The organism is Succiniclasticum sp. (genome assembly GCF_056977735.1).
Window position 1 is genome coordinate 38067 of the sequence record NZ_DBMCWA010000008.1, and the last position, 19536, is coordinate 57602.

General features: G+C 51.3%; 23 protein-coding genes. 17 read left to right on the plus strand and 6 right to left on the minus strand.

Annotation, left to right across the window (positions count from 1 at the left end):
* The first annotated feature begins 2 nt into the window (after positions 1–2).
* Positions 3–1505 carry an ImmA/IrrE family metallo-endopeptidase gene (locus ACZOWY_RS05885; RefSeq protein ID WP_484393745.1) on the plus strand — a complete coding sequence of 501 codons (1503 nt, stop codon included), beginning with the start codon at positions 3–5 and terminating at the stop codon, positions 1503–1505.
* Between the two features lie 55 nt (positions 1506–1560).
* Here ACZOWY_RS05885 and ACZOWY_RS05890 read toward each other — a convergent pair whose 3' ends face one another.
* Genes ACZOWY_RS05890 through ACZOWY_RS05905 form a run of 4 tightly spaced genes read right to left on the minus strand, consistent with a single transcriptional unit; the run spans position 1561 to position 5581 of the window.
* A complete protein-coding gene (locus tag ACZOWY_RS05890; protein ID WP_484393811.1) occupies positions 1561–3504 on the minus strand; it encodes a DNA polymerase in 1944 nt (647 codons plus the stop codon).
* A gap of 53 nt (positions 3505–3557) precedes the next feature.
* Positions 3558–4118: a DUF2815 family protein gene (locus ACZOWY_RS05895; protein ID WP_484393746.1), complete on the minus strand. Its 561-nt coding sequence runs from the start codon at positions 4116–4118 to the stop codon at positions 3558–3560.
* 4 nt (positions 4119–4122) lie between these two features.
* Entirely contained in the window at positions 4123–5244 is a 1122-nt protein-coding gene (locus tag ACZOWY_RS05900; protein ID WP_484393747.1) for a DUF2800 domain-containing protein, read from the minus strand.
* Complete coding sequence (locus tag ACZOWY_RS05905; RefSeq protein ID WP_484393748.1) at positions 5237–5581, minus strand: rRNA biogenesis protein rrp5; 345 nt, start codon at positions 5579–5581, stop codon at positions 5237–5239. The genes ACZOWY_RS05900 and ACZOWY_RS05905 overlap by 8 nt, the downstream gene beginning before the upstream one ends.
* Before the next feature lie 230 nt (positions 5582–5811).
* Here ACZOWY_RS05905 and ACZOWY_RS05910 point away from each other — a divergent pair, with 230 nt between their 5' ends.
* From ACZOWY_RS05910 to ACZOWY_RS05985, 16 genes are all read left to right on the plus strand, one after another.
* Positions 5812–6153 carry a DUF7768 domain-containing protein gene (locus ACZOWY_RS05910; RefSeq protein ID WP_484393749.1) on the plus strand — a complete coding sequence of 114 codons (342 nt, stop codon included), beginning with the start codon at positions 5812–5814 and terminating at the stop codon, positions 6151–6153.
* The gene (locus tag ACZOWY_RS05915; RefSeq protein WP_484393750.1) at positions 6140–6472 is read left to right on the plus strand and encodes a hypothetical protein; all 333 of its coding nucleotides are present in this window, start codon (positions 6140–6142) and stop codon (positions 6470–6472) included. Before ACZOWY_RS05910 ends, ACZOWY_RS05915 begins: the two co-directional genes overlap by 14 nt.
* A 15-nt stretch (positions 6473–6487) precedes the next feature.
* A complete protein-coding gene (locus ACZOWY_RS05920) occupies positions 6488–8818 on the plus strand; it encodes a virulence-associated E family protein (RefSeq protein WP_484393751.1) in 2331 nt (776 codons plus the stop codon).
* A gap of 238 nt (positions 8819–9056) precedes the next feature.
* On the plus strand, positions 9057–9347 hold the full coding sequence (locus ACZOWY_RS05925) for a PDDEXK family nuclease (protein WP_484393752.1): 291 nt from the start codon (positions 9057–9059) through the stop codon (positions 9345–9347).
* Complete coding sequence (locus tag ACZOWY_RS05930; RefSeq protein ID WP_484393753.1) at positions 9337–10692, plus strand: SNF2-related protein; 1356 nt, start codon at positions 9337–9339, stop codon at positions 10690–10692. The genes ACZOWY_RS05925 and ACZOWY_RS05930 overlap by 11 nt, the downstream gene beginning before the upstream one ends.
* Positions 10689–10919, plus strand: a complete 231-nt coding sequence (locus tag ACZOWY_RS05935; protein ID WP_484393754.1) for a hypothetical protein — start codon at positions 10689–10691, stop codon at positions 10917–10919. Before ACZOWY_RS05930 ends, ACZOWY_RS05935 begins: the two co-directional genes overlap by 4 nt.
* Entirely contained in the window at positions 10907–11338 is a 432-nt protein-coding gene (locus tag ACZOWY_RS05940) for a DUF1492 domain-containing protein (protein ID WP_484393755.1), read from the plus strand. Before ACZOWY_RS05935 ends, ACZOWY_RS05940 begins: the two co-directional genes overlap by 13 nt.
* Before the next feature lie 173 nt (positions 11339–11511).
* Positions 11512–12321 (plus strand): peptidoglycan-binding domain-containing protein, encoded by an 810-nt coding sequence (locus ACZOWY_RS05945; protein WP_484393756.1) that lies wholly within the window; start codon positions 11512–11514, stop codon positions 12319–12321.
* Positions 12322–12905: 584 nt separating this feature from the next.
* Positions 12906–13283: an HNH endonuclease gene (locus ACZOWY_RS05950; RefSeq protein WP_484393812.1), complete on the plus strand. Its 378-nt coding sequence runs from the start codon at positions 12906–12908 to the stop codon at positions 13281–13283.
* Positions 13284–13439: 156 nt separating this feature from the next.
* The gene (locus tag ACZOWY_RS05955; RefSeq protein WP_484393757.1) at positions 13440–13997 is read left to right on the plus strand and encodes a P27 family phage terminase small subunit; all 558 of its coding nucleotides are present in this window, start codon (positions 13440–13442) and stop codon (positions 13995–13997) included.
* A complete protein-coding gene (locus ACZOWY_RS05960; protein WP_484393758.1) occupies positions 13994–14170 on the plus strand; it encodes a hypothetical protein in 177 nt (58 codons plus the stop codon). Before ACZOWY_RS05955 ends, ACZOWY_RS05960 begins: the two co-directional genes overlap by 4 nt.
* Positions 14142–15383, plus strand: a complete 1242-nt coding sequence (locus tag ACZOWY_RS05965) for a site-specific DNA-methyltransferase (RefSeq protein WP_484393759.1) — start codon at positions 14142–14144, stop codon at positions 15381–15383. The genes ACZOWY_RS05960 and ACZOWY_RS05965 overlap by 29 nt, the downstream gene beginning before the upstream one ends.
* A gap of 116 nt (positions 15384–15499) precedes the next feature.
* Complete coding sequence (locus tag ACZOWY_RS05970) at positions 15500–16219, plus strand: virulence protein (protein ID WP_484393760.1); 720 nt, start codon at positions 15500–15502, stop codon at positions 16217–16219.
* A 1-nt stretch (position 16220) separates the two neighbouring features.
* A complete protein-coding gene (locus ACZOWY_RS05975; RefSeq protein WP_484393761.1) occupies positions 16221–16463 on the plus strand; it encodes a DUF4314 domain-containing protein in 243 nt (80 codons plus the stop codon).
* Positions 16453–16848, plus strand: a complete 396-nt coding sequence (locus tag ACZOWY_RS05980) for a DUF5049 domain-containing protein (protein ID WP_484393762.1) — start codon at positions 16453–16455, stop codon at positions 16846–16848. Before ACZOWY_RS05975 ends, ACZOWY_RS05980 begins: the two co-directional genes overlap by 11 nt.
* 58 nt (positions 16849–16906) lie before the next feature.
* A complete protein-coding gene (locus tag ACZOWY_RS05985; protein WP_484393813.1) occupies positions 16907–18508 on the plus strand; it encodes a terminase large subunit in 1602 nt (533 codons plus the stop codon).
* A gap of 30 nt (positions 18509–18538) precedes the next feature.
* Here the strand turns inward: ACZOWY_RS05985 and ACZOWY_RS05990 are convergent, their stop codons facing one another.
* Positions 18539–19174: a hypothetical protein gene (locus ACZOWY_RS05990; RefSeq protein ID WP_484393763.1), complete on the minus strand. Its 636-nt coding sequence runs from the start codon at positions 19172–19174 to the stop codon at positions 18539–18541.
* A 33-nt stretch (positions 19175–19207) separates the two neighbouring features.
* A complete protein-coding gene (locus ACZOWY_RS05995) occupies positions 19208–19471 on the minus strand; it encodes a hypothetical protein (RefSeq protein ID WP_484393764.1) in 264 nt (87 codons plus the stop codon).
* Positions 19472–19536: the final 65 nt, after the last annotated feature.

The following is a 19536-nucleotide window of genomic DNA, read 5'->3' on the forward strand; positions in this document are numbered from 1 at the left end:
CCGTGAGCATCAGGAAAAATCCGTTCTTAGCGTATATTAATGATTTTGAGGCGGAAGCCGAGAACTTCCTCCGAAAATACAAATGCGAGGATGCAATTACTGATCCTCAGCCCATTCCGATTGACAAGATAGCGCTGCGATACATGTCGCTGGGAATTATCAATACGGAATGCCTTTCTCCGGATGGGAGCGTTCAGGGGGCAATTACTTTTGCTAAAGGAATTGTAGATGTTTATGACTGGAATTCTGGGGAGTATGTCGGGCTTGGTGTACCTGGACCTACAGTGTTTATTGATGCCGACATTATCAATGAGGGACGTATACGAAACACACTCGCACACGAATGCTTTCATTGGTATAAACATCGGAACTATTTCAATTACAAGCGTACTCACGAGAATGGAGTAGAATTTGGAATCCGGTGTGATAAGAAATTGCTGCAGCGCGATGGAGAGCAAAGTCAATGGACTGCTATTGAACGCATGGAATGGCAAGCGCGAACAATCGCTCCCAAAATATTAATGCCGCGGATTGCAACCAAAGAAAAAGTCCGGCAACTGCTTTTTGATATAAAACTTGAAGGCGGCTGGAAAAATCGAGAGGAAATTGCTAAAGTCTTAGTAGAAAGATTGGCAAATTTCTTCAATGTATCACGTCAAGCAGCGGTGTTAAGGTTGAAAGAGTTGGGCTACCAAGGGATAGAACTTTACTATTCCAAAGCAGTTCTGCCGGAAGTTAACCGGCAGAAAAAGTATTATTCCAAAGCAACCCGCCATCGGCAGCCCATATCTAAAATTGAAGCTTTTAATCTTTATCTTGAAAACGAGTTCTTAAGGGCCACTATAGATACAGGTGCGTTTTGTTATGCGGATGGGTATTTTACTCTCAAAACTGACAAATACGTTATTTGCGGAGATGATGGGACTTTAACACTGACTGAATACGCAAAGGCGAATCTGCATGAGTGTACCCTTGATATTTCATGTAAACTTGTATGTGAGCAGCACCAAGGTCATGATGCTGCAACTCACACTATGTTCCGCTCGGATACTGTTTTTAAAGAGAAAGCAACATTTGACAGTAACCCCCAAAACACAGAACTGTATAATAAGGCCAAGGAATTTGAACGGCAATTTGCACGCTCAAAGAAAAACCACAAATCTGCAAGTCAGATGCTCAAAGATTTGATGAAGGATGCCCATTGGAATTCTTCGACTTTCCAGCTTAAAACGGAACTCGATGCAATGACATATTCAAGAGTACAAAACGATTATGATAAATTTACGTTTAGACCTCTTGTTAATATGGGATATTGCTTGGGACTTGACGTAACGGAAATGGAAGAAGTACTTCATGCTGCGGGGCTGGCTTTTAATCCTACAGATGAAGAATCACAGGCTTATAAGTTTCTCTTTACTGCTTTTCCTAATAGGGATATAGCAGAAGCCAACGAATTTTTAGCAGCAAAGGGATTTCACCTTTTAGGCTCACAGCCAAGGAAATAGAGAGAACGAACAATTACAGGTAGTGCTTATCATTGCGATAAGCGCTGCCCGTTTTTTATTCCTTTTTATAAAACATGCACTCGAACCCGTCTGCCCGGAGTTCCAGCCCCGGCAGCCACGGAGGCGTCCTACCCATCTGCCCGGTGATGGTATCCAGCGGGGTATCTTTGCTGACTTCGATAATCAGCTCATCATGAACGTGGCCGACGATACGGCAGTGTGAGAGAGTGAGCATGGCGTAGCAGAGGATGTCCCGGCTGATTGCCTGCGTTATATTTTCTACAAATTTAGGACCGTAGCTTTCGATTCTGCTCCAGTGCTTGGTACCGTCAACGCCCATGTACGTTACGGACTCACCGCCGAACCGGTTCTCACCAATCTGCGGTTTCACGTAGGAAAGGCGCCGGCCGCTGGGCAGGTGGATGAACAGCATCCCGTTCCGGGCTTCAAAACGGACGCAACCGACCTTCGAGGGGACTTTATCCTGTACGGCTTTTTTCACGGCGGCGTCAACGTCCCACCAATACTGCACAATGTGCGGGTTTGCGCGCCGCCACATGTTGACCAGCGGTTGCAGTTCCTCTTCGGCAAGGCCCATATCCAAGGCTCCCATAGCTTTGAGCGCCCCCACAGATCCTCCGTAACCAAGGGCCAATTCACTGATTTTGCCTTTTTGCCGAAGGTGTGAGTTTTGCCCATTTTTTTCTACGATACAGCCGAACATACGGCTTGCGGTTTCACAATAAATGTCACGGCCATGGTGGAATACGTCCATGCGCCACTTTTCCCCTGCCAGGTAACTAAGAACCCGAGCTTCTATGGCGGAGAAATCACTGACCACAAATTTGTAGCCGGGAGTGGGGATAAAGGCGGTGCGGATCAGCTCTGACAGCACGTTTGGCACAGACTCATACAGCATGGACAGCATTTCGTAATCACCCCGCCGTACCAGTTCCCGTGCCTGCTCCAGATCGGGCAGGTGGTTCTGGGGTAAATTTTGCAGCTGCACTATGCGGCCTGCAAAACGCCCGGTTCTGTTTCCACCGTAAAACTGGAACATACCATGGCAACGGTCATCATTGCAGACTGCGTTTTGCATCGCGGTATATTTCTTTACGGAGCTCTTGGCCAGCTGCAGCCTGAGAGACAGAACCCGCGCCAAATCTGCCGGCGCCACATTTATCATCGTGGCTACTTCCTTTTTGCCGATGGTGTCAACGTCAATGCCGTTTTGTGCAAGGTAGGATTTTAATTGCGCCACACTGTTGGGATTGGCCAGCCCGGTGCGTTTTATCATTTCTGCAGTCAGGCTGGATTTGGAGAGCTCATCGATGCGGATGGCCTGTTCCACCAGCCGGCGGTCGATCATGATGCCGCGGTCATTGATCTCCTGGTCGAGGCGGTATTCTTCCCAAACGCTGTCCGGCACCATGTATTTTTGAAGCCGGCGCAATATCTGCAGTTCGACTTCAACGTCACGTTTGTTGTAGGCTTTGAAGGTCTCCCAGCGGTCAGGCGCATGTTCCGGGAGATTCCATTTCCTGCCTTCCGTCCGGCTGGGCGTGCAGAAGTAGCGGACGAGATCGCGGCCTTCTTTTAACTTCTGTTCCTCAAAGCCAAGCACGGCGCCAACTTTCTCCAGGCTGAGGGGAAGGCCGTTGTAGGCAGCAAGCACCATGGTGCAGCGCCAGGACTTCGGATCAAGGTAGTTTCCGTTGAACAGGGCAGGGTAGTGTTTCCGCAGCCAGCAGGAGAGACAGACCCGTTCAAAAGCACAATTGTGCGCCCACTTAACTGTATTATCCGAAACCAGTGCATGGAGCACTTCGTCTGGCAGGATTTCCCCGGATGCCAGATCAATTACTTTTACTTCGCCGTCATCGGCGGCATACCCGAACAGCAGCATTTCAAAATCAGAAGAGGAGGCGTATTTGTATACGCCTCCCTTTCTTAAATCCACACTGCTCCGGGTTTCAATGTCAATGTACAAATTTTGCATCATATCCATTCTCCCGAAGGGCGGCAGGCACAAAGCCTGCCGCTTTTTTACTTTTAGTCCAGGAAGTCGTCCCCGTCATCCGCATCAGCAAAATCATCTTCAGGGCGGGTATGGCCACCGAGGGGAGTTCCGTCTTCCAGCTTCTGAAGATTGTTTAACCCGGCGGCGATGCCGCGGTTGCCGTTGCTGTTGAAGGCATAGAGATTAATGCTGGCGCGGCCAATAATGCCGGAATACAGTTCGCTGGTGTCCAGGATGGGATTGCAGTCAGCATCGACCACACCAGGCTTGGTGGTGGAATTCGCATTGATATACCAGCAGCCCTTGTAATTGGGGTCATCTTTCTTATCACCGTCACGCAAGGGCAGTTTCAGGTCTTCCAGTTTAGGGACGGACTTGCCGGTGCCGCGGAGCTTGCCCTGGCCTTCTTCATAGGCAGCCTTGGTAGCGGCCTGGATTTTATCGTAGGTTGCCTTGTCGGACTTGGGGATCAAGAGGCTGACGCTGTACTTCGGAGTACCGCCGCCCATCGGGGCCTTCGGTTCGTTCACGTTAAGATAACTAAATACAGTCTTTCTTCCAGTAATTACTTTGCACGGATTTTTCATTGCCATAATATTATTCCTCCATAAAATCGTTTGCCGCGGAATTCATTTCCGCACGTTTGTCTGAGGCCGGTACAAGTACCGGCTTGCCCTGGGGCTTGATTACAAGCCCGCCTAACAGTTCATCAAACTTTGACTTGCCAAGCTGCCTCTGCATCGCCGTAATGCCAAGCAGCTTCTTTTCATACGGGTCGAAACCCGCCCTGATGACGGCTTCGGCTACTGCCGTCTCATCAGTGTACTTCCGGATGCTCCGGCCTTCCACCAGCTTGAACCCGGGATACCGGACGCCGGAGAGCGCCTGCTGCAATGCCCACGACTTCACGTCCTCCGCCCAGGAGACCAGGGTGTCGATCTGCGGCAGGATGGCCGCAATCTCATCCTCGTCCAGGGTGGCGGGCTCGGTGAAATCATACTTTGCCAGCTCCATGGCGTACTCGGCGCGTTTCCGGCAGGTGGCCTTGACCCGGCAGAACTGGCAGTGTTCACCGGCGCAGAACTCGCCTTCGCCGCGGTATGCCAGCTTTGCGATGGGTGCCAGGACTGCGTCCGCCCAGCGGAGCAGTTCCGCCTTGCTGGTCTCCCAGGTGTCTACGTTCTCGCGCCGGGGCTGGAAGATTGTCAGCCGGATGCGGTCAAAATCGTAGAGGTTCCCGAAAGTGTCCAGCGCGCCCAGGCCGTAGCACATGAGCTGGGAATTCTGGTTGGCTTTGACCAGGATACCGACGCCGTACTTCAGGTCGATTACATGCAGCACACCGTCGGCCACGATGACGCAGTCGCCGGTGCCGTAGCCGTGTTCAACCCATTTGGAGTAGTCCAGCGACTGCTCAACGCAGATAAACGGGTCTTTGCACAGCGCCTTTGCCGTTTCCACCTGTTCCAGGACGAAGTCCCGGTAGGCTTCTGCCGCTTCCAGCATCTCCGCATCATAATAGGTCAGGTTCTCGGTTGGATCCTGGCATTCACGCCCCAGCGCTTTCTCCACCTGGTACTGTGCCAGTTCATGCGCACAGCTGCCCTGGATGGCGTATTCACTGGTCTGGTCTCCTGCCTGGGCGCAGAGCTTTGCGCTGGGTGGGCAGGCCAGCCAGCGGTGGCTGGCGGAAGCGGAAAGGTATGCATGGTTAGCCATGGCCGATCTCCCTCGCTTCCTCCATCATCACCGCCCAGGTATCGGGGTCGTCCACTTCGGAAAGTTTCTCAACACCGTACTTTGCCAGCATCACCTTGACTTCGGCCCGGAAACCGGACCGCGCTTTTTCCGCCAGGTAACCCCTGAGTTCCTCAAAGGTTACAGGCTTTGGCGCCTCTTCCGGTACCGGTGCAGGTTCGGATGCCGGTTCCTTGGCAGGCGCTTCCTGCGCCTTTGCCTTGGAGTCTGTGCCTTCCAGCACTGCGGCCAGATCCGCAAAGTCCTTTGACAGCTTCTTCAGCCCCTCGACCAAGGCCGTTTTGTCTTTCTTTGTCATGAGGTTTTTCCTCCTTTCTTTTGGTTTCATACTCCTATGCCCACAAGTGACAGATTTTTTTAGTCGTTTTTTAAAAAAATATTGGCAAACAAAAACAGCCGCTCCCGGAAATCTTCCGGGGCGGCTTGCCTATTTTAAATAAGGAAAAGAAAATTTTTTTCTAATTTCACTAAAAAAAATGGCCGGATGTGGGCATAGGAAATCAGAACGATGAAAGGAGCTGGTTTCCTATGGACATCAAAATCAGGGATTCACCCGTCGTTTACATCTGCTCACCGTATTCCGGTGACATCCGGCGCAACACGGAGATGGCAAGGCGGTACAGCCGCCTTGCCGTGGACCGGGGCAGGGTACCCATAACGCCGCATCTGTGGCTGCCGGGTTTTATATCGGAAGAAAGTGAGCGGGAACTGGCGCTGGGCATCGGCCTGCGGCTCCTGGACCTCTGCGATGAGGTCTGGGCCTGCGGAGACACAATCAGTGAAGGCATGCGGAGGGAAATCGCCCATGCCGCTAATACCGGGATTCCGGTCAAGTATGTGAAGGAGGAAGAATTATATGTATGCGATTGAAGAAAGCGAGAGAAAGATTAACGGTGTGGAAATAGTAACGTTCCAGCGTGATGTAGTGGAGGGCGATGCCATTCTGGAGGCGGAGGCCGGCACTACAGGATTCAAAGGAAGCGGTTGCCGGAAGGCGGGCGGCAGGACATTCCTGCAGATCGGCTGCGTAAATGGTGACATGCTGTTCAGGCCGATTTTCAATAATGAAAAGAAGTGCGTAGGCATCATCATCGCCGGCAGCGGGGACGACGCGTTGAACGCCATCCTGAAGGCCATGGGTTTCTGCCTGGCAGCGCTGGTGGACCAGTGTACCGAAGTCGATGACTGACAAGGAGGAAACGGTATGCGAAATCTGAAGCTGTCTGTCGCCAACACCCGGCTGGCGAAGTCATGGACGAACCGGGAGATATCGTGGGAGGCGTTGACACAGCGCCTCTCCACCACGCAGAAGACCGTCGAAAGCCTGGAAGAGTTCCTGGCCATGAAGAAAGGCGAGCAGGATGATATCAAGGATGTGGGCGGTTACGTCATGGGGCATCTCAGGCAGGGGTTGCGGCGCATCGGTTTCGTACTGTGCCGCAGCTGCGTCACGCTGGACATGGACTACGCTACGCCCGGCATCATGGCGTATGTAAAAGAAAAACTTCCTTATAAAGGATGTGCCTACGGTACGCATAAATATTCGCCGGACAAACCCCGCCTGCGCCTGATTTACCCCTTATCCCGTGACATCACGGAAGAAGAATACGAGCCGGTTGCCAGGATGCTGGCAAAGCAGGTGGGCATGGATTATTTTGACGATTCCACTTACGAAGCCAACCGGCTGATGTTCTGGCCGTCCACGCCGTCCAACATCGACTATTACTTCGAAGCCTGGGACGGCGGCCTCGTGGACCCGGATGCCATGCTGGCGATGTACGATGACTGGCATGATATCTCTACCTGGCCTACATCCGCCCGCCAGACCACGGTGATGAAGCAGAACGTGAAGAAACAGGCGGACCCGCTGACCAAAAAAGGCATCGTCGGCGTGTTCTGCCGTACATTCACTCCCCGTGATGCGATTGAGCGGTTCCTGCCGGATGTGTACCGTCCCAGCGTGATGGAAGGCAGGTATGATTACATCCGCGGGCAGGGATCCGCCGGCGTTGTGATTTACGATGAGAAGTTCGCGTTCAGCCACCATGCCACCGACCCGGCATACGGGAAGCTCCTGAATTCCTTTGACCTGGTGCGGGCGCACAAGTTCCCTGATACGGAAAGCGCGGAATCGTTCAAAGCCATGTCGGAGTTCGCTATGAGCCTGGATGAAATTAAGCTGGCCATCGCCGCAGAACGGGAGGCGGAGGCCAGCATGGATTTCGCGGAAGGGGACGATTGGAAGACACACCTGAAGTATGGGAAGAACAAGCAGCTGGAGAACAGCGTGTGGAACCTGCTGCTCATCCTGCGGAACGACCCTGCCTATGCCAACTTCGGCTATAACGAGATGGCGCGGATGGTGGAGGTCACCGGCCCCGTTCCCTGGGAGCGGCCGGGCGGCACCCGCTTCTGGCTGGATTCCGACAGCGACGGGCTGAAGTCCGAGCTGGACATCCATTATCTTTCCTTTTCCACCAGGAACCACGATGTGGCTTTTTCCCGAGTGGTGATGGAGCGCCAGTTCAATCCGCTGAAAAGATACCTGGACGGCCTTCCAGCATGGGACGGCGTTATCCGTATCCCCACACTGCTTATCGGCTACATGAAGGCGGACGATACAGAGTACGTCCGCACGGTGACCCGGAAGACCTTTGCCGCCGCCGTGGCGCGCGTATACCAGCCCGGTGTGAAGTTTGACTGCATGCTGGTTTTGGACGGCGATCAGGGGATAGGTAAAAGTACTCTGTTTAAGGAGCTGGTGGGGGATGAGTACTATTCCGATTCCCTCCAACTCAGCGACATGGACAGCAAGGCCGCCGCCGAAAAAATCCAGGGTTTCTGGATTTGCGAGATAGCGGAGCTGGCCGGTATGAAAAAAGCCGATATAGAAAAAGTGAAATCGTTTCTTCCCTCTTCCGACGATAAGTTCCGTCCCAGCTACGGCAAGACCGTGGAGAGCCATCCCCGGCAGGGCATCATGGTGGCCACCGTCAACGGTGACCGCGGGTACCTCCGGGACATCACGGGGAACCGCCGTTTCTGGATCGTTAAACTGCGGCAGACCAAACAGCAGAAATCATTCCATTTCACGGAAGAAGAACGTGACCAGATCTGGGCGGAGGCGAAGCATTACTGGCAGCAGGGTGAAAAGCTGTACCTGGAAGACTACCTGGTGGGAGAGGCCATGGAAGTACAGAAAGACGCCATGGAAGAAGACGAGCGCCGGGGCATGGTGGAAGTGTACTTGGAGACCCTTCTGCCCGCCAACTGGAACGAGATGGATTTGTATACCCGGAGGTCTTTCCTGCACGACGGTGATGACCCCACAATCGGCGCCGGGACTGTCCGGCGGGAAACTGTGTCCAATGCGGAAATCTGGTGCGAGTGTTTTTGCAAAAACCAGTCAGACCTACGGCCTTCCGATTCCTACGCCATCATGGCGTTGATGGAGAAAGTGGAAGGCTGGAAGCGCAGCAAGACCCGGAAGCGCATGCCAATCTACGGACAGCAGCGGATTTACGTCCGGGTTTAAACATCGGTGTCACTTAGCGGTTCATCACATGTTGTCTCCTGTCATGGGGGTTATCACAGGTAACCGTCATCGGCAAAACACCCCACGGTGGCTTTGCCGGTGGCGAGCCAGTGACAGTTAAGACAAGAATATTCTAAATAAATTGATTTTAATTTTAAAAGTACATATAGCGCATGCAAGTGCGCATAGCGCATATACGCGCGCGCGGGAGTGACCCCACTCGGGTCACGGAGGAAGAATGAAAGAAAAACAGATCGAACAGAAACTGGTACGGACCGTCATGGCAATGGGAGGCCTTTGCCCCAAGCTGGTGTCACCGGGCATGGATGGGATGCCCGACCGCCTGGTGCTGCTGCCCGGAGGCAGGATGGCCTTTGCGGAACTGAAGGCGCCGGGCAGAAAACCGAGGCCGCTGCAGTTGAGGCGCATGGCACAACTCAGCCGGCTGGGTTTCCGGGTGTTCGTCATTGACGGGCCGGAACAGATAAATGAAGTATTACAGATAATCGGAGGTACCAATGCAGTATAAACCACACAAATACCAGGAGTTTGCGAAAGAACATATCATCCGTCATGCGGTGGCAGTGCTGTTTTTAGACATGGGTCTTGGCAAGACGGTGATTACACTGACTGCCATAAAAGAGTTGATGTATGAGCGGTTTGAAATACAGAAGGTTCTGGTCATAGCCCCGTTGCGGGTCGCGCGGGATACCTGGCCTGCGGAAATCCGTAAATGGGATCATCTGGCAGGCCTGACGTATGCGGTGGCTGTAGGGACGCAGGCCGAAAGGCTGGCGGCCTTGCGGTCGAAAGCAGACATCCATATCATCAACAGGGAAAATGTCACGTGGCTCGTGGAAGAAAGCGGCCTGCCCTTTGACTATGACCTGGTGGTGATTGACGAGTTATCGTCCTTCAAATCTTACCGTGCGAAACGGTTCAAAAGCCTCCTGTCGGTAAGACGGACGGTAAAACGCATCGTGGGTCTGACCGGTACCCCGTCCAGCAACGGCCTCATGGACCTGTGGGCGCAGTTCCGCCTGCTGGACCTGGGTGAGAGGCTGGGGCGCTACATCAGCCGCTACCGCGAACGGTACTTCCTGCCGGACAAGCGCAATGCCCAGGTGGTGTTCACCTACAAACTGAAACCCGGTGCAGAGGAACAAATCTACAATGCCATATCGGATATCACGATTTCCATGAAGGCGGAAGATTACCTTGACCTGCCGCCCTGCATCCACAATGTTGTGAAGGTGGCGTTGTCCGATCGGGAACGGGAAGTGTACGAACGGTTCCGCAAAGAGATGGTCATCTCCCTGGGCGGGGAAGAAATAGATGCCATGAACGCGGCGGCGCTGTCCAACAAGCTGTTGCAGATGGCCAACGGAGCGGTTTACGATGACCGCCATACCGGCCACCAGATTCATGACCGGAAATTGGACGCCCTGGAAGATTTAATAGAAGCCGCCAACGGCAGACCCGTCATGGTGTGTTACTGGTTCCGGCATGACCTGGAACGGATCCGCCGGCGTTTTCCAATGGTACGGGAATTAAAGACCACAAAGGACATCGAGGACTGGAATGCCGGGAAGATTCCCGTGGCGCTGGTGCATCCGGCGTCAGCGGGGCATGGGTTGAACCTGCAGTATGGTGGTTGCACCTTGATTTGGTTCGGCCTGACGTGGAGCCTGGAACTATATCAGCAGACGAACAAACGGCTCCACCGGCAGGGGCAGAAAAGCACGGTGGTTATCCACCATATTGTGGCAGATGGAACGATAGATGAACTGGTACTGGCGGCGCTGCACCGGAAGGACCAGACGCAGACCGCATTGATAGATGCAGTGAAAGCTGTGCTGGAGGTTGGGGCATGAAAGATTTCGGTTATGTTGACGAAGGATACACACGGTTAGCATCCGCCATTATTATGCAGGCGCTGAAGGACTACAGGCGGATGGGAGGAACGGCTGATACCAACCCGGAAAAGGCGGAAATCATTGACTGGATACTGCACGGGTACTTTGGTGTCATCACGGACCTGGACCCGGTAGCGGTGGTGGAGCAGTTGCAGAAGGAGGACAAGAAGAAATGTCGGTTTTAGAAGTGTTATCCCAGGCGCATCTGTTAGATTTGCGAATCCGCATACGGCTGGAGCAGCTTGATTCGCTAAACTCCCTTGCTGTCAAGGCTACTACAACCTATGGCAACGAACCCGTCAGTGGTACCAGGGATATCCATAAGCGGGAAGACATCATCTGTAAAATCGTGGATTTGCAGAATGAAATCAACACCGAAATCGACCGGCTGGTGGATATGAAGCGGGAGATAAAGATAATGATAGAGACCGTACCGTTCGTTGACGGCAGAACGATTTTAGAAATGCGGTATGTTAATTTATGCAAATGGGAGGAAATCGCGGTTGGTATGCATTATGCGCTTCGCAGCGTTCATTACATCCACGATAAGGCTGTTCAGTATCTGGAAGAAAAATACGCTTCTGCCTTGACAGAATCTGAATAAGTGCTATAATTCAAAGCGTATTCCTCCGGTCATTTATATTTCGGAATACAGGAAGAAACTCAGGAGAGCCAGCCTGGGTTTCTTCTTTTTTATGTCCGTTTTTGGTATAATAGAACTACAAAAGCCGGATTAGCGGGGAAGAATCATTTATATGTTTATGTAAGGCGGTCACTATGAAAAAGATTATTGTTTTATTATTGTTAGCCTTGTCACTGTTTTCAACAGCGTTTTCTTCGGGAAAAACGTCTCAAGAAGCATCTCCGCAAACAGAAGCCTTTTTTAATGAAATGAGCCGTGTATTCCGTGAATGCCAATTAAAACCGCCGAGATGGGTGTATTTAACTACGCTGGATGAACAGGTCAACAAGATACTGTTTTATGACGAACAGTCAATTGTATCTCCATATCCATACGCCCAGGATGTGTGGGTAGGTGTTTTTTATCGTGGTAAAAGTCCATGTGCATATCCTGAATGCAAAGAAAAAGCTAAACCTCATTATCACTTGAGCCGGTGGCGACTTGATAGCAGGTTAATGCAGTTCACAGTATTATCAGTAGCTACAAGAGATGAAAATTACAATGTAGTTGATTCGGCTGATATTCCAAGTTATCTGCAAAAAGCAAAGACAATTGCGCCTGATACAGTCGGTGAGCAGTTATTAAATGAAATAAAAGGCGTTAGAAAGGAAACTTCTTCGGAAAAAGCGAATCGGTTTGATGTTCCGAGAATAGAACCTCCTACTGCTGAAAAATCTGTATATCAAATTGGGGACAAGGGTTGGAAGATAAAGCAGGCCCAACAGTACTTGTTAAAGCTTGGCTTTGATCCCGGTGAGGCAGATGGGAATTTTACAAAGTCAACCCGTATAGCCATTCGCAAATTTCAGAAAAGATATAATTTGAAGGAAACCGGTAATTTGGATAATGCTACTTATGAAGAACTGAAGTGGCAGGCTGTGGCAAAAGACTACAAGAAGAAGTAAATTTCATTAAAAGATGCCCATCTTGGAAACAAGGTGGGCATTTTTTTGTGTAACATAGGATGATGCGGCATCTTTAAAAAAAGATACCGAAAACGAGCACAACGCAACACAAGACGGTACGTTGTAAACAAGGCGGGAATTTTAGGGGTAAAGATTTATAGAGGTGGAGTCTCTTTGCACATTTTGCATGGAATTGCACATTAAACCTGTGGTAATATTATAATAGCAAAAAGCGTAAAATACAGAGCGGCCCGCGGGAGAGCGTATCTTCCGTGGGCTTTTTCTATGCCCGGAAACGTGCCGATGTTGCCAATAAGCTGGGCATAAGCAGGCATGATATCGGGCAAGAAGCTATCTTGTCAACAACGTGGGCAGGTTGTGGTATAACAACCGGCAACGTGCTACGTTGTAGATAACATAGGCAGATTACGGTACAACATCGGACAAGCTGCCACGTTGTAGATAAGATAGACGGATTGCGGCACAACATCGGACAAGAAGCTATCTTGTCAACAACATGGGCAGATTACGGTACAACATCGGATAACGTGCCACGTTGTAAACAACATTCGGAGGTGATGGCATTGCCAAGGAAGCCCAAAAGACCGTGCAGCTACCCTGGCTGCCCGAACCTGACTGAGGAACGCTACTGTGAAGAACATAAAAAGTTAGCGAACCGGCAGTACGACAGGTACAGCCGCGACAAGGCGGCGCGGAAACTGTACGCCAGTAGTGAATGGAAACGGATACGCGCCCGGTTCCTGGCAGCGCAACCGTTGTGTGAGCAGTGCCGTAAGGAAGGTCGGCTGACCAAAGCCACGGAAGTGCATCACATCCTGCCGCTGCGGCGCGGAGGGACTCATGCAGATGAGAACCTTATGCCTCTGTGCAAGCCTTGCCACTCCCGTATCAGCGTCAGGGACGGCGATCGGTTTGCACCACAATCGTTACGGCAGGAATGAAGGAGGGGCCTTACCCGGGTATAGGCCGGATGATTTAAACGCGCCAGGGGGCCGTTAAATCTCTGTGAGGCCTGTTCGCTACACCGGGCGGGGGGTCGCGTAAATAAAAACGCAGATTCAAAGGGGTAATAGCCCCAGGACAGGAGAAAAGGAAAAATGGCGAAGGACGGAACCAACCGTGGAGGCGCCCGACTGGGTGCTGGGGCCAAGAAAAAACCGCTGGCAGATAAGATTGCGGAAGGAAATCCTGGCAAACGCGCTATCACGGTCATCAACTTTGAAAACGCTGAGAAGTTGGAAGGACAAGAGATGCCGAAACCTTCCGAGATGCTGTCGGCGGTACAGAAGGACGGGAAAAAGTTAATAGCGGCTGAAATATATGAAAAGACATGGGAGTGGCTACAGGAACGTAGCTGCTCCTCTTTAATTTCACCACAACTTTTGGAGCGGTATGCCATGAGTGCAGCGCGGTGGATACAGTGCGAGGAGGCTGTGACGGAGTATGGTTTTCTGGCAAAGCATCCAACGACCGGAAACGCGCAGCGGAGTCCTTACGTCGCCATGGCTCAGGACTATATGTCACAGACGAACCGGTTGTGGATGGAGATATTTCAAATCGTCCGGGAAAACTGCGCCAGCGAATATGGTGGAGAATCTCCGCAGGATGACCTGATGGAAAAACTGCTGACGGCCAGGAAGGGAAGAATGGGATGAATGTGTATGAATTTATGCACCAGCTAAAGCTGTGCAAAAAATACCTGACACTGCAACAGTACAGGACTTTGAAGGGGCAGGCTGTCAAAGGCAATGTGGCTGATGCGGAAAAGGGATTGCAGCGCCTGCTGCAAAGGAGGCAATATGGAAATCATAAAAAAACGGTTGGATGAACTTATCCCGGCAGACTACAATCCGCGTAAAGATTTGCAGCCGGGCAATCCGGAGTATGAAAAGCTGAAACGCAGTATCCAGGAATTCGGCTATGTGGAGCCAGTGATCTGGAATAAGCAGACCGGAAACATCGTGGGCGGCCACCAGCGCTGGAAGGTGCTGAAGGAGCTGGGCATTACTGAACTGGACTGTGTAGTAGTAGACTTCCCACCGGAAAAGGAAAAGGCGCTCAATGTCGCCCTGAACAAAATCTCCGGTGACTGGGACAAAGGAAAGTTGCAGGCGTTGATTTACGATTTGCAGGCAGCGGATTTCGATGTGTCGCTGACCGGCTTTGATGCCGCTGAGCTCGATGATCTGTTTAAAGACGACATAAAAAATGGCATCAAGGATGATGATTTTAATGTTGACGCAGAACTGAAGAAACCCTGCATGACCCGGCGTGGCGACCTGTGGAAATTAGGCCGGCACCGTCTGTACTGCGGGGACAGCACAGATGAGAAATCTTACGATACCTTGATGGGTGGCCACAGGGCTAACCTGGTTGTGACAGATCCGCCGTATAACGTCAACTACGAAGGCAGCGCCGGGAAAATAAAAAATGACAATATGGCCAACGATGATTTTTACAAATTTTTACTGGCCTCCTTCGAATTAATGGAAGAGAATATGACGGACAATGCCAGCATCTATGTGTTCCACGCAGATACAGAGGGACTCAACTTCCGCAAAGCTTTTAGCGATGCGGGTTTTTATTTGTCCGGAACCTGCATCTGGAAGAAGCAAAGCCTTGTTTTGGGACGGTCTCCGTACCAGTGGCAGCATGAACCCATCCTGTTCGGCTGGAAAAAAATCGGAAAACATGAGTGGTACACGGGACGGAAGGAATCGACGATCTGGGAGTTCGACAAACCGAAGAAAAACGTGGATCATCCGACCATGAAGCCTGTGCCGCTGTTGGCGTATCCGATTCTGAATTCCAGCATGTCCAACTTTAATGTCTTGGATCCGTTCGGTGGCAGCGGTTCGACACTTATTGCTTGTGAACAGACCGACAGGATTTGCTACACCATAGAGCTGGACGAAAAATTCTGCGATGTAATAGTGAAGCGCTACATTGAGCAGGTAGGTACTTCTAAAGATGTAGAACTCATCCGGGACGGCGCGAAATATCGGTATGAAGATGTGAAAATCGATGAGGAAAAACTATAGAGTTGTGTTCCTCAAATACCACGAAAAATATATCTAAAATTTGAAAATACAACTTGACTTTATGTGCGTTTAGAGTGATATATACACTAACCAAAGAACAAAGGGGGATTACAAGGATGAACATAACGACAAGCGCACAGGGCAAGGACAGAAAGAACCTGGTAAAGGCCATCGCCGAAATTACCGGCCAGGAGGCCAGGTACAACGGGGCGCCGGCATTTACCTACACAGTGGGGAACTACACGGTGGAACGGGATGGCAGCATCACAACGGAAAATGAAGTCGGGATGCAGAACCTGGCGGCGGCACTTCGGGAACAGGGATTCGAAACCGAGATGCCGGAAATAGCGGAAGAACCCAAGGTTGAAGAAACCGAAAGCGAAGCAGAGGAAGAGATGACCACGGATTCCTGGACACTGACGATGCCGAGGGAAGACTTCACGGAAACGCAGGTCGACAACCTCGAAAAACTCATCGCTAGCAAGGCAGGCCTGATCAAAAAGGCACTGGAATGCGAAGACCCCATCGTGATCCTCGCGGAGGACAGGGTGATGTTCCCCTGGTTCAAGCGGATGCTCGGGAGCGGGGAGAGCATGGCGGTCATGCAGTTCATCACGGCGCTCTGCCAGAGGGCAAAAAACGCAAAACGAATAACGGCAAAAGTGAAGGAAGTACCGAATGAGAAATACGCATTCCGGTGCTTCCTTCTTCGTTTGGGATTCATCGGAGCGGAATACAAGGAGACCCGCAAACGGCTTTTAGAGAGATTGGAAGGTTCCTCCGCATTCCGCATGCCGGAAGAAGAACAGACCGAAACGGCAGAACAGGAGGCGTAAGATGATTTTCCCGAGCAGAGAGACAGTAAAGCAGATCAGAAACGAATTTCCCAAAGGAACGCGGGTCGAACTGGTCAGCATGGATGACCGGCAGGCCCCACCTCCGGGCACTAAAGGCACGGTCATCGGGGTTGACGATACCGGCAGTCTACTGATGCGGTGGGACAACGGTTCCGGCCTCAATGTAGTGTACGGCGAGGACGTGGTACGGAAGATAAGCGAGGTGCAGAACGATGACAGATAAGGTCAGGGAACAGATCTTGAAGGTCCGGGAAACGGGCAAGACCAACATGTTCGACATTTACACGGTGCAGCGCATCGGCCTCAAGATGGGATTTTACGACATGGTGATTTTCATCGAAGAGAACAAGGGAGAATACGTGAACTTCATCCTGCACGGGGATGAGAAGTCCAGGCGGGAAGCTGCAAAGACCCGGTTTGAAAAGGACTACGCCACCGTGATGGAAGGAGAGGACGATTCGGAAAGTATTATTCTCCGCCGGAAGGCGGAAATCACCGGCCTGCAGCGGGAAGGGCGTCAATGCCGGAACGGGTTCCGGATGAAATGCATCCAACAGGAGCTGGAACGTCTGGAACATGAACTGGAAATTCTGATAGATTTGCTGTAAAAAATAAAAACGAGGACTTCCGGGAGGAGGTCCTTTTTTAGTTGGGGAGGTGAGGATGGTGCGGAAACTGAGGGGATACAAACCGACAAAGTTCATGTCGAAGGGGTCGAAGTACAGCAAGGCCCACGCGGATTATGCGGTGCAGTTCATACAGTGCCTGAAACACACGAAGGGCACATGGGCCGGCAAGCCGTTTGAACTCATCGACTGGCAGGAGCGCATCATCCGCGACATCTTTGGTATTCTGAAGCCGGACGGTTACCGCCAGTTCACGACTGCCTATATCGAGATACCCAAGAAACAGGGCAAGAGCGAACTGGCTGCAGCGGTCGCACTGCTGTTGTGCTGTGGTGACGGGGAGGAACGGGCAGAGGTGTACGGCTGCGCGGCAGACCGGCAGCAGGCTTCCATTGTGTTTGAGGTGGCTGCCGATATGGTGCGGATGTGCCCGTCGCTGAACAAACGGGTAAAGATACTGGCATCACAGAAACGGCTGATCTATCTGCCCACCAACAGTTTTTACCAGGTTCTGTCGGCAGATGCTTATTCTAAGCATGGGTTCAACGTCAGCGGGGTCATCTTCGATGAGCTGCATACCCAGCCGAACCGGAAGCTATTTGACGTTATGACGAAGGGCTCCGGCGACGCCCGGATGCAACCGTTATATTTCCTGATTACCACGGCAGGCACCGACACACACAGCATCTGTTACGAGACGCACCAAAAAGCGAAGGACATATTGGAAGGCCGGAAGATAGACCAGACATTCTATCCCGTCATCTATGGTGCGGATGAAAGCGAGGACTGGTCAGACCCGAAGGTGTGGAAGAAGGCAAACCCGTCCCTGGGTATCACGGTGGCCATGGAAAAAGTGAAGGATGCGTTCAACTCCGCACGGCAGAACCCCGGCGAGGAGAATGCTTTCCGTCAGCTCCGGCTGAACCAATGGGTGAAGCAGAGCATACGTTGGATGCCTATGGACAAGTGGGATGCCTGTGCGTTTCCGGTGGATGCGGATGAGCTGGAAGGACGTGTCTGTTACGGCGGCTTGGATCTGTCCAGTACCACGGACATCACGGCCTTCGTGCTGGTGTTCCCGCCTTTGGACGAAGATGACAAATTCCAGGTCCTTTCCTTCTTCTGGATACCGGAAGAGAACCTGGAACTGCGGGTACGCCGTGACCATGTTCCCTATGATGTATGGGAACGGCAGGGTTTCCTGCAGACCACGGAAGGCAATGTGGTGCATTACGGCTATATTGAACAGTTCATCGAAAAATTAGGTGAACGGTATCACATCCGGGAAATCGCCTTTGACCGCTGGGGAGCTGTGCAGATGGTGCAGAACCTGGAGGGCATGGGGTTCACCGTGGTTCCTTTCGGGCAGGGGTTTAAAGATATGAGCCCGCCGACCAAGGAACTGATGAAGCTGACCCTGGAACAGCGGATCGCCCATGGTGGACAGCCGGTACTGCGCTGGATGATGGACAACATCTTCATCAAGACGGACCCGGCTGGGAACATCAAACCGGACAAGGAAAAATCCACGGAGAAGATTGACGGGGTGGTAGCTACGGTCATGGCGTTGGATCGGGCTATCCGCTGCGGGAACGATAGCGGTGAGAGTGTATATGATGGCAGGGGGTTATTGCTCATATAAAAAAAGCCGGGGATTCCGGCTTTTTTGCCCTCAGGTTTTCAATAGGGCTTTGCTTTTTGGATGCCACTCGTTGGTATTCTTTGCTATTTCGTTCAGCCGTTTCCATATTTCGCGCCGTTCTTCATACAGTTTTTCAGCATCTGCTAATGCCTGCATAAATTCTGGCCAAAGTTTATTATGATTGTTTATAACGACATGATTATTGGCGCTGACGACGATAGCGTTATCAAATTCTTTAGGTTTGATATGAGCGATTTGAAATGTACCGTAGCTGTGTCGCCCAATAGGAAAATGAAGGCCGGAGAACTGGGTAAGTACATATTTATTTTGTCCATCTCCACAGGATAACTCAGTAATGGCAGGCGTGTAACGACCTCCGTATGTAGAACAGTGCAATAAGATAAGATCAGGGCCTTTTGAGGAGCAGAGAAAATCCAGTTTTAAGCGATAACCGCCAACATTGTGCTCAAATAATTTGAATAGCGCTTCACCATTATATTGCCCTTTTGTATTTTGGCTGATAGTTATTTTTACCCGTCGGGGATGTTTTGCTACATACTCATCCACATACTCGGCTGCAACTGTATTGGGCGGTAACAGGAACCCCAGTATGGCAACAAGAAGTAACATCTTTTGCATGTGATAACGTGATAAGATAGTATCCATTTATTTAAACCTACACCTTTAACGCCTTTTATTTTAGAAAATATGCTCTATATGTCGGTGGCCATGGAGGTCACGCCAGACTCTGTCCAGATGTCTGTGGCCACGGTAGTCAAGCCACTTGTGTTCTCTCACAAGAACATAACCATGATGGTGGCTGAACTGATGCAGAGGTTTGTGATGTTCCACTTTAACTGGATACGGTGGCGGGGATTTATGCTTTGGGGCGGCTTCTACGCTTGATATGCTCATGATGCCGGCCAAGGTTACAACGGCTAATACTCCTAACATTTTCTTCATATCAATCAACCTCCTTCGTTTTTGTTGTTTATACTATAACGTAATAATCGTTCAAAACTATGGCT

Excerpts from the sequence above, each read along its gene's own strand:
- ACZOWY_RS05970 (WP_484393760.1), top strand. The coding sequence starts at position 15,500 with ATGAACATAACGACAAGCGCACAGGGCAAGGACAGAAAGAACCTGGTA.
- ACZOWY_RS05955 (WP_484393757.1), top strand. The coding sequence starts at position 13,440 with ATGGCGAAGGACGGAACCAACCGTGGAGGCGCCCGACTGGGTGCTGGG.
- ACZOWY_RS05925 (WP_484393752.1), top strand. The coding sequence starts at position 9,057 with ATGAAAGAAAAACAGATCGAACAGAAACTGGTACGGACCGTCATGGCA.
- ACZOWY_RS05940 (WP_484393755.1), top strand. The coding sequence starts at position 10,907 with ATGTCGGTTTTAGAAGTGTTATCCCAGGCGCATCTGTTAGATTTGCGA.
- ACZOWY_RS05910 (WP_484393749.1), top strand. The coding sequence starts at position 5,812 with ATGGACATCAAAATCAGGGATTCACCCGTCGTTTACATCTGCTCACCG.
- ACZOWY_RS05905 (WP_484393748.1), bottom strand. The coding sequence starts at position 5,581 with ATGACAAAGAAAGACAAAACGGCCTTGGTCGAGGGGCTGAAGAAGCTG.
- ACZOWY_RS05975 (WP_484393761.1), top strand. The coding sequence starts at position 16,221 with ATGATTTTCCCGAGCAGAGAGACAGTAAAGCAGATCAGAAACGAATTT.
- ACZOWY_RS05890 (WP_484393811.1), bottom strand. The coding sequence starts at position 3,504 with ATGCAAAATTTGTACATTGACATTGAAACCCGGAGCAGTGTGGATTTA.
- ACZOWY_RS05965 (WP_484393759.1), top strand. The coding sequence starts at position 14,142 with ATGGAAATCATAAAAAAACGGTTGGATGAACTTATCCCGGCAGACTAC.
- ACZOWY_RS05895 (WP_484393746.1), bottom strand. The coding sequence starts at position 4,118 with ATGGCAATGAAAAATCCGTGCAAAGTAATTACTGGAAGAAAGACTGTA.
- ACZOWY_RS05930 (WP_484393753.1), top strand. The coding sequence starts at position 9,337 with ATGCAGTATAAACCACACAAATACCAGGAGTTTGCGAAAGAACATATC.
- ACZOWY_RS05920 (WP_484393751.1), top strand. The coding sequence starts at position 6,488 with ATGCGAAATCTGAAGCTGTCTGTCGCCAACACCCGGCTGGCGAAGTCA.
- ACZOWY_RS05995 (WP_484393764.1), bottom strand. The coding sequence starts at position 19,471 with ATGAAGAAAATGTTAGGAGTATTAGCCGTTGTAACCTTGGCCGGCATC.
- ACZOWY_RS05915 (WP_484393750.1), top strand. The coding sequence starts at position 6,140 with ATGTATGCGATTGAAGAAAGCGAGAGAAAGATTAACGGTGTGGAAATA.
- ACZOWY_RS05960 (WP_484393758.1), top strand. The coding sequence starts at position 13,994 with ATGAATGTGTATGAATTTATGCACCAGCTAAAGCTGTGCAAAAAATAC.
- ACZOWY_RS05945 (WP_484393756.1), top strand. The coding sequence starts at position 11,512 with ATGAAAAAGATTATTGTTTTATTATTGTTAGCCTTGTCACTGTTTTCA.
- ACZOWY_RS05935 (WP_484393754.1), top strand. The coding sequence starts at position 10,689 with ATGAAAGATTTCGGTTATGTTGACGAAGGATACACACGGTTAGCATCC.
- ACZOWY_RS05990 (WP_484393763.1), bottom strand. The coding sequence starts at position 19,174 with ATGGATACTATCTTATCACGTTATCACATGCAAAAGATGTTACTTCTT.
- ACZOWY_RS05900 (WP_484393747.1), bottom strand. The coding sequence starts at position 5,244 with ATGGCTAACCATGCATACCTTTCCGCTTCCGCCAGCCACCGCTGGCTG.
- ACZOWY_RS05980 (WP_484393762.1), top strand. The coding sequence starts at position 16,453 with ATGACAGATAAGGTCAGGGAACAGATCTTGAAGGTCCGGGAAACGGGC.